This is a genomic window from Spirosoma spitsbergense DSM 19989 (genome assembly GCF_000374085.1).
Classification (GTDB): Bacteria; Bacteroidota; Bacteroidia; order Cytophagales; family Spirosomataceae; genus Spirosoma; species Spirosoma spitsbergense.
Window position 1 is genome coordinate 1 of record NZ_KB893410.1, and the last position, 16,380, is coordinate 16,380.

Annotated in this window: 11 protein-coding genes, 1 rRNA gene and 1 other RNA gene; 11 read left to right on the forward strand and 2 right to left on the reverse strand. The window is 50.3% G+C overall.

The features are described 5' to 3' along the window. The first annotated feature begins 134 nt into the window (after positions 1-134). The 5 genes from rrf (at position 135) to B157_RS0104410 (ending at position 5,446) form a co-directional block, all read left to right on the forward strand. Positions 135-245 (forward strand): 5S ribosomal RNA (gene rrf, locus B157_RS0104390). A 137-nt stretch (positions 246-382) separates the two neighbouring features. Next, positions 383-874: a (2Fe-2S)-binding protein gene (locus B157_RS0104395; protein WP_020602163.1), complete on the forward strand. Its 492-nt coding sequence runs from the start codon at positions 383-385 to the stop codon at positions 872-874. Positions 875-876: 2 nt separating this feature from the next. Next, positions 877-3,036 carry a xanthine dehydrogenase family protein molybdopterin-binding subunit gene (locus B157_RS0104400; protein WP_020602164.1) on the forward strand — a complete coding sequence of 720 codons (2,160 nt, stop codon included), beginning with the start codon at positions 877-879 and terminating at the stop codon, positions 3,034-3,036. Positions 3,037-3,206: 170 nt separating this feature from the next. After that, on the forward strand, positions 3,207-4,283 hold the full coding sequence (locus B157_RS0104405) for an endonuclease/exonuclease/phosphatase family protein (RefSeq protein ID WP_020602165.1): 1,077 nt from the start codon (positions 3,207-3,209) through the stop codon (positions 4,281-4,283). Positions 4,284-4,363: 80 nt separating this feature from the next. Next, positions 4,364-5,446, forward strand: a complete 1,083-nt coding sequence (locus B157_RS0104410; RefSeq protein ID WP_084761757.1) for a Gfo/Idh/MocA family protein — start codon at positions 4,364-4,366, stop codon at positions 5,444-5,446. Between the two features lie 48 nt (positions 5,447-5,494). Here B157_RS0104410 and B157_RS0104415 read toward each other — a convergent pair whose 3' ends face one another. Continuing rightward, on the reverse strand, positions 5,495-7,150 hold the full coding sequence (locus B157_RS0104415) for a D-alanine--D-alanine ligase family protein (RefSeq protein WP_026308489.1): 1,656 nt from the start codon (positions 7,148-7,150) through the stop codon (positions 5,495-5,497). Between the two features lie 328 nt (positions 7,151-7,478). Here B157_RS0104415 and B157_RS0104420 point away from each other — a divergent pair, with 328 nt between their 5' ends. From B157_RS0104420 to B157_RS0104450, 6 genes are all read left to right on the forward strand, one after another. Beyond that, positions 7,479-7,886 carry a PadR family transcriptional regulator gene (locus B157_RS0104420; RefSeq protein WP_020602168.1) on the forward strand — a complete coding sequence of 136 codons (408 nt, stop codon included), beginning with the start codon at positions 7,479-7,481 and terminating at the stop codon, positions 7,884-7,886. Between the two features lie 36 nt (positions 7,887-7,922). Then, on the forward strand, positions 7,923-10,427 hold the full coding sequence (locus B157_RS0104425; protein ID WP_020602169.1) for a PspC domain-containing protein: 2,505 nt from the start codon (positions 7,923-7,925) through the stop codon (positions 10,425-10,427). A gap of 141 nt (positions 10,428-10,568) precedes the next feature. Then, positions 10,569-11,618 carry a Smr/MutS family protein gene (locus tag B157_RS0104435; protein ID WP_020602171.1) on the forward strand — a complete coding sequence of 350 codons (1,050 nt, stop codon included), beginning with the start codon at positions 10,569-10,571 and terminating at the stop codon, positions 11,616-11,618. After that, positions 11,590-13,038, forward strand: coding sequence for a DUF4403 family protein (locus tag B157_RS0104440; protein WP_245565023.1), 1,449 nt, complete (start codon positions 11,590-11,592; stop codon positions 13,036-13,038). Before B157_RS0104435 ends, B157_RS0104440 begins: the two co-directional genes overlap by 29 nt. A 79-nt stretch (positions 13,039-13,117) precedes the next feature. Beyond that, an RNA gene (rnpB, locus tag B157_RS36675) (RNase P RNA component class A) lies at positions 13,118-13,610 on the forward strand. A gap of 617 nt (positions 13,611-14,227) precedes the next feature. Further along, on the forward strand, positions 14,228-15,847 hold the full coding sequence (locus B157_RS0104450; protein ID WP_041951894.1) for a Na+/H+ antiporter: 1,620 nt from the start codon (positions 14,228-14,230) through the stop codon (positions 15,845-15,847). A 306-nt stretch (positions 15,848-16,153) separates the two neighbouring features. Here the strand turns inward: B157_RS0104450 and B157_RS38845 are convergent. Then, on the reverse strand, positions 16,154-16,380 hold a 227-nt coding region (locus B157_RS38845), incomplete at its 5' end, for a transposase (RefSeq protein WP_020602175.1).

The window sequence follows — 16,380 nt, forward strand, 5'->3', positions numbered from 1 at the left end:
GTTATGTTTTTAGTGCTGGTTGTGTTGTGATAGTGATTAGTTTGTTGGTTATTGATATCTCTCTCTGCGGGGCAAGAAACAAAGATATTGACTGAGCAGGCGTAATAAGCTGAATCAGTCTAACGAGTCAATTGGTTGGTGCTTTTTAGGCGGGTGAACACCTCTACCTTATCGAACAGAGCCGTTAAGCCCCGTACTGCCGATGGTACTGCTGTCACAGGTGGGAGAGTAGGAAGGTGCCACCATTGAAACAAGAGTTAAGGCCTGTTCACAGTTGTGGACAGGCCTTAACCGTTTTTAAAGGGTAAGTTTTATAAGTAAGAAACTGTATAAAACCTCCTTTTTCCTATATTAGCTTTCTCTTAGTCAATCACATACATCAATGGCTGTATTTAAACTACAAATCAACGGTCGGGCTTATCAGGCCGACGTGGACTCTGATACCCCGCTTCTGTGGGTACTTCGCGATAATCTTGGATTAGTTGGTACTAAATACGGTTGTGGTATCGCGCAATGCGGAGCCTGTACTGTTCATTTGAATGGAGAGGCCACTCGCTCCTGCGTTTTACCGGTGTCGGCTGTCGGTAAGTCAAAAGTAACAACAATCGAAGGATTGTCAGTAGAGGGTAATCACCCCGTTCAGCGGGCCTGGGATAAAGTGGACGTACCGCAGTGTGGGTATTGTCAAGCTGGTCAGATCATGACAGCAGCCGCTCTGCTCAAAAAGAATCCGAAGCCAACACAGGCCGAAATTGATGAAACAATGACGGGTAATCTGTGCCGGTGTGGTACCTATCATCGGATTCGGGAAGCGGTGATGGTAGCGTCACAAACGTCAACAACTCCATCCTCTAAAACGTCAAAATCGAAATAGTTATGCAGACGTTAGAAAATACGAACCGAAGAGGTTTTCTGAAAATAGCCGCTCTAACGAGTGGAGGCTTGGTATTGGGTTTTAACTGGACGAAGACGCAGGCGGCCACCGCGCTTTCTGATGCGGATGTAGCGGCCCTTTCTGGTGCCGAATTTAACAGCTATCTGTCCATAAATCCGCAAGGTGTCATTACCATTCTATCACCCAATCCTGAAGTGGGACAGGGGATTAAAACGGCGTTCCCTATAGTTGTTGCCGAGGAGTTAGACGCAGACTGGACTAAGATCGTTGTTGAACAGGCACCTCTGGATACAAAGAAGTTCGAGCGTCAGGTTGCCGGTGGAAGCGGTTCTATTCCGCATTCCTGGAAACGATTGAGGACGGCTGGTGCCACGGCTCGTCAGATGCTGATGGAGGCAGCCGCCAAACGCTGGAATGTTCCGGTATCCGACTGTACAACCGACAAAGGGTTTGTGTTGCATTCGGGTGATAACCGCAAACTGAGCTATGGCGAACTGGCTACGGACGCTTCTCAACTGGCTGTTCCAACGAACGTTAAACTGAAAGAAATAAAGGATTTCAAACTGATTGGTACGTCGATCAGGAATGTTGACAATCCGAAAATTACAACGGGAAAGCCGCTGTTTGGTCTGGATTTTTATCGGGAGGGCATGCTGTTTGCCATGTTGCAACGGCCCGCTTTTGGCTACAAATTGAAATCTGTAGATTCAGCGGCTGCCAAAGCGATGTCGGGTATTATTGATGTTGTAACGTTTGATAATAACATAGCCGTTGTCGGGAAATCGACATGGCAGGTGAAAAAGGCGAAGGATGCGCTCAAAATAGAGTGGGAGAAGGCGGACACGCTGGAAAGTTCTGCTGATCATGATCGTATCTTAAAAGAATTACTGGACAGTACTAACGCAACTGTCCGGCGGAAAGATGGCGATGTGGAAGCAGCCTTTAAAAGTGCCGCAAAAGTGGTTAAGTCCGAATATCAGTGTCCATTCCTGTCGCATACTCCCCTGGAGCCAATGAATTTCTTCGCCCACGTTCGTCCTGACGGGGTTGAACTGGTTGGCCCAACCCAAACACCGGAACTGGCGCGTAACGAAACCGCTAAATTGCTGGGTATCTCACCTGACAAAGTAACCGTACAGCTTACCCGCATGGGGGGCGGTTTTGGTCGTCGTTTGAAAGCCGATTATGTGGTGGAAGCAGTGCAGGTGTCCAAGATGATGAAGGCCCCAGTAAAACTCATCTGGACCCGCGAAGATGACATGACGGGTGGAAGCTATCGTCCGGCGGTTCGCTATCGATTTGAAGCAGCACTCGATGCCCAGGGGAATATGATTGGTTACAAACTGCGTGGTGCCAGTGTTAACGCCGGTAATGCCACGCGGGAGGACAACTTCCCTGCCGGATCTGTTGATAATTTACTGATTGACAGTGCCGACCATAAATCACCCATTACAACTGGGCCATGGCGTGCGCCGATCACCAACTTTCTGGCATTTGCCGAACAGTCTTTTCTGGACGAAGTCGCTCAGGCGGCCGGTAAAGACCCCGTTCAGTTTCGACTGGAATTACTAGATAAAGCCAAACAAAAGCCCGTTGGAGCGATCAAATATGATATTGACCGCATGAAGGGTGTCATTGATCTTGCCGTTGAAAAATCGGGCTGGGGTAAGAAAAGAGGTGCCGATGGTAAACCGGTGGCGCAGGGATTCAGTGTTTACTTCTCGCACCGGTCGTATGTAGCACAGGTAGGGGAAGCCGTTATGCAGAAAGGTAAACCTGTGTTGCAGAAAGTGTACTCAGCCGCCGATTGTGGCGTGATTATTAACCAGAGTGGTTCACAACAACAGGTACGCGGATGCGTAGTTGATGGCATTGGCCACGCCATGTACGGCCAAATTACCTTTAAAGATGGCGTGCCGCAACAGAAAAACTTCAATGAGTACCGACTTATTCGCCTAAACGAAATCCCGGAAGTAGAGGTGCATTTTGTTCAAAACGAGATTGAGCCAACCGGCCTGGGTGAGCCGTCTTTACCACCCGCCGGAGCTGCCATTGCCAATGCTATTTTTAAAGCTACCGGTAAGCGTTTACGGAGTCAGCCGTTTATAGAGCAGGAAGAATTCAAGGATATACTGTCGTAATTGTCCAGCTAAATAGGTATATGTTTCGAAGCCCAGATCTGAATCTGGGCTTTTTTTGAACACTACCCTCCTTCTGGTGCTTAATAAGTAAGCCATATCACTCCTTGGACGAATTGAACGGGAGAAATCCAGTCGGTGGGACTTCCATTCAGTCTTATTCGAAACAAGTTATGAAAACTGTAGACCTTTTTTTACTTATTTATGCCGGCATACTGATTGTGTTGTCATTTGTCAACCTTCTTGGGCTGGACTACTGGTGGATACGAATCTGGGATTTTCCTCACCTGCAACTGTCCGTACTGGCATTGACTGGATTGGTGAGCTGGGGGCTTTTGAGCAGAGAATCGGGGTGGCCAATGATTGTGGTACCGATAGGTTTATTTACATGTTTGGTTTATCAGTGTTGGCTGATTTATCCATTTACGCCCCTGGCTCAAAAGCAGTTAGCATCGCTATCCAATCAAAGTGACAGTGGCGCTGTTAAGGAGAATACCATCAAATTGCTGGTTGCGAATGTGTTGATGGATAATGAGCAGGTTGGTGAGATTGTATCCATGGTTGACCAGTATGAGCCGGACATCGTACTGCTGCTTGAACCAGACCAGCATTGGGAAAAGGGGTTAAAGTCGTTGGAAAGTAGCTATCCCCATCGCATTCTATATCCTCTCGATAACACCTATGGAATGCTGCTGTATTCCCGTCTGCCAATCAAAAAGCAGGAAGTGCGTTTTCTGATTCAGAAGGACATTCCTTCCATGTACGCCCAACTCGAACTGCCATCAGGGCAACTCGTACACTTTTACGGTGTTCATCCAATGCCTCCAAGCCCAACAGAGCACTATCGCTCAACGGAGCGCGACGCCGAACTATTACTGGTTGCTAAAGAAGCCCGGGAACAGCAGGGGCCTGTGCTGGTGGCAGGTGACCTGAATGACGTAGCCTGGTCGCATACAACCCGCCTGTTCCAGCGTATCAGCGGCCTACTCGATCCACGCATCGGGAGGGGGCTTTATAATACATACAACGCTGATTACTTTTTCATGCGCTGGCCGTTAGACCATATATTCGTATCCCAGGATTTCCAGATACAGGAGATTCGTCGTCTCGCTGATTTTGGGTCTGATCATTTTCCCATATTTACATCTCTCACGTACACAGGGTCGAAAATGAAGCCGAAAACAGAAGTACCTACGCCGGACCACGATGATATAAAGGAGGCCAGGAAAACAATAAAGAAGGCTGGATAAAAGCTCTTTTTCTATCGGCTACTCATGGAGGGCATACGCTCTGTGTCGTATTTTTGCCCCAGCTTAACAAATCAGCTAGTATGTTATCAGAAAATCAACCTATACGGGTGCTTGTCGTTGGATGCGGCAATATGGGTGCATCACACGCTATAGCCTATCAACTAATCGACGGATTTGAGATTTGTGGCATTGTATCAACAGGGAACAGCAAGGTTGTTCTAAATGAAAGGTTGGGCGGTGGCTATCCCTTATACAACGATTACGAAACGGCTCTGAACGACACCAGGCCGGATGCCGTTTGTATCTCCACCTATCCCGATACACACGAATCGTTCGCCCTGATGGCCTTTGAGCAAGGCTGTCATGTATTTATGGAAAAACCCATTGCCGATACGGTCGAAGGGGCAAAGCGGGTGATGGCTGCAGCACAAAAAGCCGGGAAAAAGCTGGTTGTAGGGTATATTCTACGCCATCATCCATCCTGGGAGAAGTTTGTTGAGCTGGCGCAGGGATTAGGAAAACCACTGGTAATGCGCATGAATCTCAATCAGCAGAGTCATGGCACGATGTGGACCGTTCACCGGAATCTGATGAAAAGCCTGAGCCCTATTGTCGACTGTGGGGTGCATTACATCGACGTTATGTGCCAGATGACCCGGTCAAAACCAACCCAGGTGAATGCGATTGGCGCCCGACTGACCAACGATATTCCTGCTTCTAACTACAACTATGGTCAATTACAGATTCGGTTCGAAGACGGGTCTGTAGGCTGGTATGAAGCTGGTTGGGGACCCATGATGAGCGAAACCGCTTTCTTCGTCAAGGATGTTATTGGGCCGGATGGCTGCGTGTCGATTGTTGCCAAAAATGCCGGGGCTGCCGGAAAATCCGATAATGTTGATTCGCATACCAAAACAGAATCCTTACGAGTACACCGGGCTGCGCTGGATGCCAATGACCAGTTTGTAGAAACCGATACCTGGATTGACATGCAGGATGAGCCAGACCATCAGGAGCTTTGCAACCGCGAGCAACGCTATTTTCTCCGCGCTATCCGGGAAAACCTGGACCTGACGGACCACATGCAGGATGCTGTAAGCAGTTTGGAAATCGCTTTCGCCTGCGATGAATCCGTTCGGACAGGCATGCCGGTTTTCTTATAAATGATGAATGATGAATGATGAGTCAGCCAATTCATCATTCATCATTGTCTATACGTAGCGTTCCGTAATATGCCGGGCACGCTCATCGGTTTCAACCAGCAGGGGGTAGCGCGGCTGGGTCAGCGCAGTTTCCAGATCGGCAATGGTATCTTTGAAAAGCAGATTTACGGGAATTTCGTGCGATTCCTGTTTACTCTTGATGTACATCAGTGACGGACGAACCGTACCTGATGCCGCCAGTTCGTTGTACTGTTGTTTAGCTGCCATGAAATGCGCATCATCATTTCCGAACGAAATAACCCGTTCTGGCAACGGATTCGCTTTTCGATGGGCTAATTGAGCATCCAGTTCAGCCAGCATATGTTTCAGCCGAAAGGTGTCTTTGCCCGTGCGTATCCGTTCGCGGAGCGATTGCCGGATGAGGTAGGTGAGTGAATTGGTCAGGTTCAGGCCAATTTCGGCCATCTGCTTAAAAATCAGGGACGAAGGCGACATGCCCGGAATTGTGTTCGGGTCGTGTAAGAGCACATCACCCGCTGCGGTCAGAAACCCATCAATTCGGGCGTATACGTTGATTCCCAGGCGGGTGAAAACCTCAGCCACGGCCAGTTGAATTTTACGGTTATTCTCCAAACTCGTTCCCACTGGAATTCGCTTTTTTGTCGTATTGAGTTTGTACTTCGAGTTGAAATCGAAACTGGTTACGTTATAAATTTCCGTTGGGGGTAACGCAATGGCAATCTGGTCGTCGTCCTGAATAACGCCACAGGAAAACTCCTGCCCACTAATGAATTCTTCAAAGAGTACTTCGTCCTCGGCATTGACAGAACTGATCGTCAGCGAGTGACCGAACGACTCGAGTAAAGAATCGAACTTTTCGAGCAACTCCTTTGGATGAGTAAGCACCTCACCGGTTTGTTCAATAACGACCGGGAAACTAATGCCGGAATCAAGACTAACCATCTTTTGCGCCAATTCATGCTTGTGTTCGGCTGATAGGGTAGTCCACTCACTCAGTTGGCTCCAGCCATCAGGTTGGATAGTTGTGGTGAAAAAACACTGCTCAACAGACTGGCAAAACTGATTTAAGTCGGCTTCCCGCACAATGGCTACGCCGATGGAAGACCCCTGGTGCGGTGCTTTTACCACAATAGGTAAGCCCAGATGCTCCGTGAGAGACTGGAAAAACTGCGCCTTATCTGTCTGTTCATAAGCATCACGGCTGATGGTTGCCGTTTTCTTCTGTTGCCCATTGGCCAGCGCAATTAGTTCATTTTGCAGGATTTTGTTAATCCCCACCGCCGACCCGGCCAGTCCCGGCCCGGTATAAGGCATCTTATACCATTCCAGCAATCCCTGAATAGCCCCATCTTCGCAGTCGGGGCCATGCATCGCCAGAAAAGCCAGATCGAAGTGATTCCGAAAGTGTTCGGGCCGGAGTTCAGGCAGCGTTGCATCCAGAACCCCTTCCTCCAGCGACTCGTCGTACACGGAAAAACCGGAATCATCCTGTGGCAGTATGTCGCGTAGTGAATTCACCTGTAGAAAATCGGGAGTAACGAGCCGGAATCGTCCCCGCCCGTCAACAAAAACCAGGACTGGCTCGAACAAACCCTTGTCGAGGTTGGCCAACGCCGTACGACCTCCTGCAAATGATACTTCGCGTTCCCGCGCTGGTCCACCAAAAAAAATGCCTATTCTCACGAAATTGATAGCTATTGGAAGGTACAAAGAAACGAAAAAAAGCCGCCTGGTTTAAATCAGGCAAACTAACCCAGGTTAATAAATTGCTCATCTGGTCTATTTTCAGGCACTGCCAGGAGTCAGTTTAGTCGGTGATGGTGATTCAGATGAAAGACTATCGTAGCAGACTAGGCTATCGGTTTCTATGTTCCTGGTTCATTTATTACCATTCACCGCTTTTTTTGACCATTTGTCCTCAATTTTTATATTTATCGGCAAAGTACCTTGCATCACATAGTACCTTACTGTACATTTGTCTTATGAAATTCACGAAATTCTCTGTACACCAATGAATATCGAAAACGCCCAGGTGCAAATGCGGAAAGGCATTCTGGAGTTCTGCATTCTGCACATCATATCGCGGGGCGAAATTTATGCCTCCGATATGCTCGACGAGCTGACCTCCGCCCGAATTATGGTTGTGGAGGGTACATTGTACCCGCTGCTAACCCGATTGAAAAATGCCGGTCTCCTCGATTATAAATGGGTAGAGTCCACCTCCGGGCCACCACGCAAGTACTACATCCTGACCGATCTGGGGCAAAACTCCCTGGAATCGCTGAACGAAACCTGGCAGGAACTGGCCGAATCGGTCAATACGATTATCAACAAGTTAGATAAGCATACCAAAATGGCCAACGGCGCTGTGTCTGTTTCGCCTTCACCCGATGCCACAACACCACCAGCCAACGCTTAACCTATTCTCTTCCTTCAACCGAATCGTCGGACCACAATGAAAAAGACCATAAGTATCAATATCAGTGGCGTCATTTTCCACATCGAAGAAGATGGCTACGACAAACTGAGAAATTACCTGACTACCGTGCAGCAGTATTTCTCGACCTACGAAGACAGTCAGGAAATTGTTACGGACATTGAAAACCGCATTGCCGAAAAACTCCTGGCCAAACTGAAAGCAGCCGAAAAACAGGTTGTTTCCCTTGATGATGTGAATGAACTAACGGCCGCCATGGGTACCGTAGCCGATTTTGAAGCCGTTGAGGAAGAGGAAGTGCTGGTAACGAATGGCGGACGCTATTCCGCATCGGGTGCAGGAACTGGAGCGCAGGGTAAAGCCAGCGGAAATGTAACCGGTAACCCCACGCCCTATGCGCCCAACCCTTCGCTGGAGCCACGTCGACTAGTTCGCGATTTGCGCCGGAAAACGCTCGGGGGCGTGTGCGCCGGACTGGCACATTACTTCAATATGGACGTTGTATGGGTGCGGCTCATTTTCCTGGGCCTGTTTCTGGCACTTCCCCCGCTTGGTCATGAGTTTGGAGCTAGTGTGTCGGGCTTTACGTTTATCGTTTACATTGCTATGTGGATTGCCCTGCCCGGCGTGATGACTATTGAAGATGATAAAACCGTAAAAAAGTTTTTTCGTAACCCGGAAGACAAAGTCCTGGGTGGCGTTGCATCCGGTATCGCGGCTTATTTTGGGGTCGATAGGGGCATAATCCGATTACTGTTTGTGCTGGGGATTGTCTTTTTTGGCGTGGGCTTTCTGCTCTATATCGTCCTCTGGATGATTGCTCCCCAGGCCAACACCCTAACCGAGAAAATGGAAATGCAGGGGCAACCCATCACGCTTTCGAACATTGAGCAAAGCATTAAGCAGAATCTGAACATCAACGACCATCCAAACAGCGAAAACACGCTGACCCGTATTTTGCTGTTCCCCTTCCGGGCTATTGCTACCGTTATAGGTGGGCTTGGGAGTGCGTTGGGGCCGTTGCTGAATGGCGTTGTGGCCGTAATCCGGGTTTTTGCGGGTGTCATGCTACTGGTGGTTGCCTTTGCGCTGATGGTGGCTTGTCTGGCCGTTCTGGGTGCTTTCATTGGCTTCGAGTCGGGCGCACATTTTGGTGACCTGCCCATCGGCATGATTCGGGATGACATCTCGGCGCCTATGATGCTGTCGGCCTTTCTGACGGGTTTTATCCCCGCGTTTGGCCTGGCTATTCTGGGGGTTATGCTCATCACGATGCGGAATGTACTGAGCAGCCGTACGGCCCTTACGCTGGGTGGGGTATGGCTTGTGAGTCTGGTCGTGTTTGGGGGAACCGTTACGCCACTCATCGGTAGTTTCCAGCGCCGGGGTACGGTGGAGGAAACGAAGGTGCTGAACGTGCCGGCAGCCGTGCCCACCTTTGCCATGAACAACGTGGAGAACGATGACAACTGGCGGCCATCCATTGACCTGAAAGGCTACGATGGCACAACGCTGAACCTTGTCCAATATTTCCGGGCCCAGGGCCACAACCGGGCCGAAGCGCAGGAGAACGCTCGCCAGATAAAGTACGTGTATACCGTAAAAGACTCGACGGTTCGGTTCGATGAAACGATGGAACTGACACCCGATGCTCATTTTCGGGCGCAGGACCTGGATATGGACCTGCTGATACCGTACGAAAAACCATTCCGGATGACGGAGGAGTTTGCCCGGTTTATTCGGAATGAGTTCGGTGGGAAAGAAATTGACCGGATGAGTACCAGCCTCTGGAAATTTACGAAAGTAGATGGGCTGGTTTGCATCAACTACCCCCGCGAAAAAGACCGTAGCAACAGTGATGAAGATAATGACGTGACCGACCTGACCGACGAGGTGCAAAGTGCCGTATCCAATGAACTTGGTGACGATTTCGACCGGGTCAGCGACCACACCCGTCAGTTCAACGTCACCGATTTCTCGAAGGTAGACGTGTCGGGAGCTTTTGTGATACGTTTCCGCAAGGGCGACACGTTCAACGTGGTGGCCGATGGTCGGGAGGAAGATATGAGCGATATGGACGTTCGGGTAAACGGCAACACGCTCGAAGTGAAAATCGACCGTCGGGGTGGTTTGTTCGACTGGGGTAACCGCAAACGCGTTGGCCTGACCATTACCGTTCCCAAAATCAACGAATTGAAACTGTCCGGCGCATCGAAAGCCAGTCTGGCCGGTTTCGACAAGTACGATGAGTTGACTATCGACATGAGTGGTGCCTGCCGAACCGTCTTCGATGGGGATGTCGACAAACTGAACATCGAATTATCGGGTGCGTCGAACATCAACCTGCGGGGGCACGCCCGCCAGTTGGAAGCCGACCTGGGTGGAGCCAGCAAGATTGAAGCGGTTAACATGCGGGTGGAGAATGCATCGGTCGATGCGGGTGGCGCCAGCCGCGCTGATTTTGGCCAGGTAAACTCGCTGGATTCCGAAACATCGGGTGCCAGTAAAGTAACCAGGCAGTAAGAATGAATGATGAATGATTATAAAATCATTCATCATTCATCATTTTGGCCCCGGCCGGAAGCTTTTTTTACGTTCAGCGGTTATACTTTTGGGGAGTCGTTACAAACAACCACTCCCTAATTCACTAACTGACTGACTACTATGAATATTGGCGATAAAGTCCGGTTGTTACGGGCGAAAGAACAGGGTGTTGTGTCGCGGTTTTTATCCGACACCATGATTGAAATCGAAATTGAAGATGGATTTCGTATTCCGGTAATGCGCTCGGAATTAGTGTCCGTTTCACCCCTCGAATCCGAGCGACTGCTCAAAACCAACACCTACGCCCCCCAGAAAACGGTTGCTCCGTCGGCCCCCGCTATTCTTTCGAATCAGGGGATCTACCTGGCGTTTGTACCCGTCAATGACCGGGAGTATACGCTGCATCTCATCAATAATACAGATTGGGAGTTTGCGTATGCGCTGGGTGAGGAGTCGGCCGCACCGGGAGGGGGCGTCCAGTTTCGGGGATTGCACAGCGGTCTGCTGAAACCTAAGTCGCAACAGAAAATGAACGACCTGTATGCGCACGCTCAGTTTGAGGACTGGCCGACCTTTGTGGTGCAGGGGCTATGGTTCCGGGCGGGTAAATCATCGTTACGACCACCGCTGATAAAGCGTTTCAAGGCCCGGGCTACCACATTTTTTAAGCAGAAAACGACGCTGCCGGTACTCAACCAACCCGGTTTTCAGACGCAACTCGATGAGGACACCAATGTGCCTGGTAAGCCTGGTGCCGGTAGCAGTCAACAGCAGGCTGCGAGTGCTACGTCCGCCCAGTCGAGGATGACCACGATTCGTCCCGATGAACTAAAGGCGGAGATGCTCAAGCCCAAATCCGGCCCGATGGGTGTTTCAATCGAGCGGCCAACCTCCGTTGTCGATTTGCACATTGAAGAACTGTTGCCCAGCGGCCCCGGCAATCGCACATCGGCAGACCTGTTAAAACTCCAGCTCGATACCTTTGAGCGGTCACTCGAAAACGCCATTGCCAGCGGTATGAGCGACGTAACCTTTATTCACGGTATTGGTAGTGGTGCCCTGCGGTCGGAGTTACACCGGCGACTGGGGCACCACCCGAACGTTAAATTCTTTGAAGACGCTCAGAAACAGAAGTTTGGCTATGGTGCCACGAAGGTTACAATTAAATAGTGGCCCTGGCCCGGCAGCCGTGTACAGCCTGATGCGCCGGTGTTCTGCCGCATTGTGTTTCTTCGTCTTTGCCTGTCAGCCGTCAGGTGACCGTTTAGACACCAAAGCCCCCAAAGAATCCTATAGTACTACCGAAATGGAAGTTCGTAACGAACGCTTTTTATCCACCGTTCATGTTCCCGTTTCCATTGCCATGAGCGATGTGGAGCGGCAAATCAACACACAGGTAAACGGGCTTATTTATGAAGATAACCGGCTCGATGATGACCAGTTCATGGTAAAGGTCTGGAAACGCAGTAACCTGCTCGTTACGGCTCAGGATAGCCTGCTTCACTTCACGGTCCCCCTGAAGATATGGGCTAAAGCGGGTATATCGGTGCTGGGGTTTACGCAGTATAAAGAAACGGAGTTCGAAATTGATTTACGGTTCAAAACCAGTCTTGGCCTCGACCGCGACTGGTCCGTCAACACCCAGACCCAGGCCGACGGCTACAGTTGGGTGCGTCGGCCGACGGTGAGTTTTGTTGGCTTCTCGATTCCGGTAACAAACATTGTGAGCGGGTTGATTGATAAGAACCTGGGGAGCATTACCAAAACCATCGACCAGCAGGTTCGCCGGAATGTTGACCTCCGTACCCCTGTGCTGAATGCCTGGAATACGCTGCGCGAACCACGGCTGGTGTCGGAACAGTACCGCACGTACCTGCAGGTTGTTCCGAAGCGGATACTCATTACTCCCCTGCGATTTGAGGGGCGCGTAATCCGGGCCACCATCGGTATCGAAGGGCATATGCTGACCACAACGGGTAGTAAACCCGTTGTGCTACCCGCTGTATCCCTGCCCGACCTGACGGTGGTGCCGCAGGTGAAGGATGATTTTCAGATTGGCCTGCTCAGCGAAGCCAGTTATCCTGAAGCGGCCAAACTCGTAGCCGACGAATTTGTCGGGAAGTCGTTTTCATTCAGTGATAACCGTTACTCCATCACCATTACCAGCATGGATATGTACGGTCAGAACGATAATCTGATTATTAAGGCCGGGCTAAAAGGCACGGTCAATGGCGACATCTACCTCCGTGGCCGACCTTATTATGACCCACATGACCAGACTATTTCCCTGAAAGACCTGGAATATGATCTGGATACCAAAAACGTGCTGCAACGGTCGGCTAGCTGGCTATTGAAAGGAACCTTTGCCCGAACCCTGCAAAAAGAACTGACCATTCCGGTTGGCTCCCGGATTGCTGACATGCAAAAACTATTGCAGGAGCAGCTCAGGAACAATAAGATTGCCAAAGGAGTAACCATTAACGGCCGCATTGACGAGATTCGACCCGACCAGGTATACCTGACCCCAACTGCCCTGCTGGCCGTAGTGAACGCCCGTGGGCACATTGACGTGAAAGTAGAGGGTCTTTGAGAAACCGTATGTGTAGTCATTTTACGGGCATGCATAGTTCTTCGGTGGTCATTCGGTAGTACCTTTGCCATCTCCAACCAACTCAGGCTGGCTTATCGCGTTCCGCCAACGGCGGGATGAGGAAAGTCCGGGCAGCGCAGAGCACCCTACTTCCTAACGGGAAGGCGGATGGCGGGGAACGGCCATTCGACAGACAGGGCAACAGAAAATATACCGCCCGATCTACTGAGTGAATGAATGAGTTGTGAATGAATGAATAATACTCACGGTACTATTTACTCATTCACAATTCGCCCATTCACTCAGTAGATCGGGTAAGGGCGAACCGGTGGGGTAAGAGCCTACCGCCCAGTGGGCGACCAGTGGGGCACGGCAACCCTTAGGGGCTGAAAGACCAAATAAGCGTCGGACGTGGGGCGGCTCGTTTCCGTTCCGGGTAACCGGATGCCGACGCGGGTAGGTCGAACGAGGTGGCGGGTGACCGGCATCCCAGATAAATGATAGGCCATTCTGCCGGGCCGCACAGGTCGTAGGCAGGAGGACAGAACCCGGCTTATAGGTCTGAGTTGGCTGGAGACTTTTTTTGTGCGTAGGGCAAAGGCGCGTATACAGATAAAGCATGGAATTGGCATTGCCGATGAGTTATTGCCGTTAATGGCCAGTCTGGTGAAAGAACCTGAATCCAAACAGCGTAACGCTCCTGCTCAATCTTCGCTGGGCGGGATACTGCACCCGCTTGTATAGCATCAAATGTTGAATGATTATTCACCGCATTCCCGGAATGCCCTGTCAATAACAATCGACATTCTACGATTGGAGAGTAAACTATCTTTCAAATGCCAGTAACCCTTATTTAATCCGTTGAAGCCCGTTTTGAAACCGTACCAAAAAGCGGTCGATGTGCTGGAAGCATCCGGCCTGGTTTACTCTGGTTGATGTAGTAGACTATGAAACAACCCGAAAAGGTGAACCGGAAAAAGGCCTGGTCATTTCTCGAAAAAGTCTGGCTACATTCATTGCGAAAATTATCGAATCATCCGGTAGATACGCTCGTCAAAACCTGGGCGTGAACAAGCCAAATCCCTGACAACAGTTTGCCTCATAGGAAAATAACAGGAGAACGGTGGTAGATTAGATAATTCGAAAGCTCATGCCCGGGCTTTCGTTTTTTATTGATAATAATAGCACCATGCAAAGCCTGCTTATCGAGTATATCTATCTCATCCTGATTATCCTGGCCCTGATAATGGTGGCCAACAAGCTTCGCCTGGCCTACCCGATTGTACTGGTGCTGGGTGGGTTGGCGATAAGCATTACGGGTGAGTTTTCCGAGATTACCATCGACCCGGAACTGGTCTTCCTGATTTTTCTGCCTCCGTTGCTCTACGAGGCTGCCTGGCAAATATCCTGGAAAGAATTCTGGCGCTGGCGACGGGTTATTACCAGCTTTGCCTTCCCCATCGTTATCCTTACATCCTGCGTCATTGCGCTGGTGTCCCATGCCCTCATTCCGGGTTTTACGCTGGCACTCGGCTTCTTGCTGGGCGGCATTATCTCTCCGCCCGATGCTATTTCGGCAACGACCATCATGCGGAAAGTAGATGTACCGAAGTCGCTGGTGAGCATTGCGGAAGGCGAAAGTCTGCTCAACGACGCATCATCCCTGATTGTACTTCGCTTCGCGCTGGCCGCGGTCGTGACCGGACAGTTTCAGATGCAACAGGCTGCCGCTGGTTTTGCGCTGGTCGTGTTCATGGGCATTGGTATTGGTTTGCTGGTGGGCGCGTTCTTTTACGCTATTCACCGCTGGCTACCTACCACAACCAGTATCGAAATAGTATTGACCCTGGTAACGCCCTATTGTATGTATTATGCAGCCGAGCACTTCCATTTTTCGGGCGTACTGGCGGTGGTTAGTGGGGGATTGCTTCTTTCCAATAAACGACAGAGCATGCTGACCTACCAGAGCCGGATTCAGGGCATAAACGTATGGACCAGTCTGGTATTCGTACTGAACGGGTTGATTTTTCTGCTCATCGGTTTCCAGTTACCCTTTATTGTTCGGCAACTTGGCGAGACCAGTCTGAGGAGCGCTATTGGCTATGGCCTGGCTATCTCGGTAGTGCTGATGCTCACCCGGCTGGCCTTCACGTTTGGCGCGTCCCTCTTTACCCGTTTTATCAGTCAGTTTATCACGGTGGCTCAGGCAAATCCAGGCTGGCGCAACCCCCTGATTCTGGGCTGGGCCGGTATGCGCGGTGTGGTTTCACTGGCCGCTGCCCTGTCCATTCCCCTGGTGGTTGGGGCAGGGCAGCCGTTTCCCCATCGCAATCTGATTCTGTTCATCACGTTCATTGTCATCCTGGTAACGCTGGTATTTCAGGGGTTGACGCTGCCCTGGTTGATAAGAAAGGTGAAGCCGGAGGATGACGCGGTTCCCGAAGTGAAGCAGGAGCTTGTTATTCAGCAGAAGATTACGGAGGCTTCGCTTCAGTTTTTGCAGAAGCAGACCGAAGCAGACCGACCCGCCAATGAACACGTGGCCAACCTGTACCAGCGACTGACTATTGACCTGCGCTTACTCCGGCAGGAATTGGACGGTACGGAAAATGCGAAGGTAAATGCCCGGGTAGACTATCAGCGTACCTATCTGGATCTGTTGGAGCAACAGCGGAACTGGCTTGGCGAAATGAACCGCCAGTCGGACTTCGACGAAGAACTGATTCGGAAACAACTCTCCCTGATTGATATTGAAGAATATAAGATCCGGGAAGAACTGATTCAGGATAACAGTAACGACGAGTTATAACACTGAAATTTTATCTCATCAGCATACGTATTTTGCTGGTGCGAAAAATAGGGCCTTTTACAGGGTTGTCAGCTAAACGCAGTACGATACAGTTACAATCAGGGCTTTATTCCGGAGCCCCTGTTTTGGCTATGACAAGCATAGATTTAGCTATGTAAGGGTATTTGTTAGTGCAGACATTTGCCAAAACAAAACCGACATCGCTATGATTTTAGTGAAACTCGGAAACATGTCCGGTTGGGCTGTAAACGCTGACCTTGCGGCCTACTTCCTGTGGATGTGCTCGCTGAACTGTGTCAGCGGGGTTTAGTCGAAGCGATGGGCTTGAATGCGTTCGTCAAAGATAATACTGAATTGGTTAATCAACTCCTTCCAGTTATAGGTTGTCGTCTCCCACTTGGTGTGTAGGTTTTGGATCGTCAAATAGACCAACTTTTGCAGGGCTACGTCTGAGCTAAAAGCGCCTTTCGTTTTAGTCACTTTACGCAACTGACGGTGGTAGCCTTCGACGGTATTAGTCGTGTACATCACCT

Bases quoted from the DNA above. Each gene is read 5' to 3' on its own strand.
- B157_RS0104395 (WP_020602163.1), top strand. From the start codon at position 383: ATGGCTGTATTTAAACTACAAATCAACGGTCGGGCTTATCAGGCCGAC.
- B157_RS0104400 (WP_020602164.1), top strand. From the start codon at position 877: ATGCAGACGTTAGAAAATACGAACCGAAGAGGTTTTCTGAAAATAGCC.
- B157_RS0104405 (WP_020602165.1), top strand. From the start codon at position 3,207: ATGAAAACTGTAGACCTTTTTTTACTTATTTATGCCGGCATACTGATT.
- B157_RS0104410 (WP_084761757.1), top strand. From the start codon at position 4,364: ATGTTATCAGAAAATCAACCTATACGGGTGCTTGTCGTTGGATGCGGC.
- B157_RS0104420 (WP_020602168.1), top strand. From the start codon at position 7,479: ATGAATATCGAAAACGCCCAGGTGCAAATGCGGAAAGGCATTCTGGAG.
- B157_RS0104425 (WP_020602169.1), top strand. From the start codon at position 7,923: ATGAAAAAGACCATAAGTATCAATATCAGTGGCGTCATTTTCCACATC.
- B157_RS0104435 (WP_020602171.1), top strand. From the start codon at position 10,569: ATGAATATTGGCGATAAAGTCCGGTTGTTACGGGCGAAAGAACAGGGT.
- B157_RS0104440 (WP_245565023.1), top strand. From the start codon at position 11,590: ATGGTGCCACGAAGGTTACAATTAAATAGTGGCCCTGGCCCGGCAGCC.
- B157_RS0104450 (WP_041951894.1), top strand. From the start codon at position 14,228: ATGCAAAGCCTGCTTATCGAGTATATCTATCTCATCCTGATTATCCTG.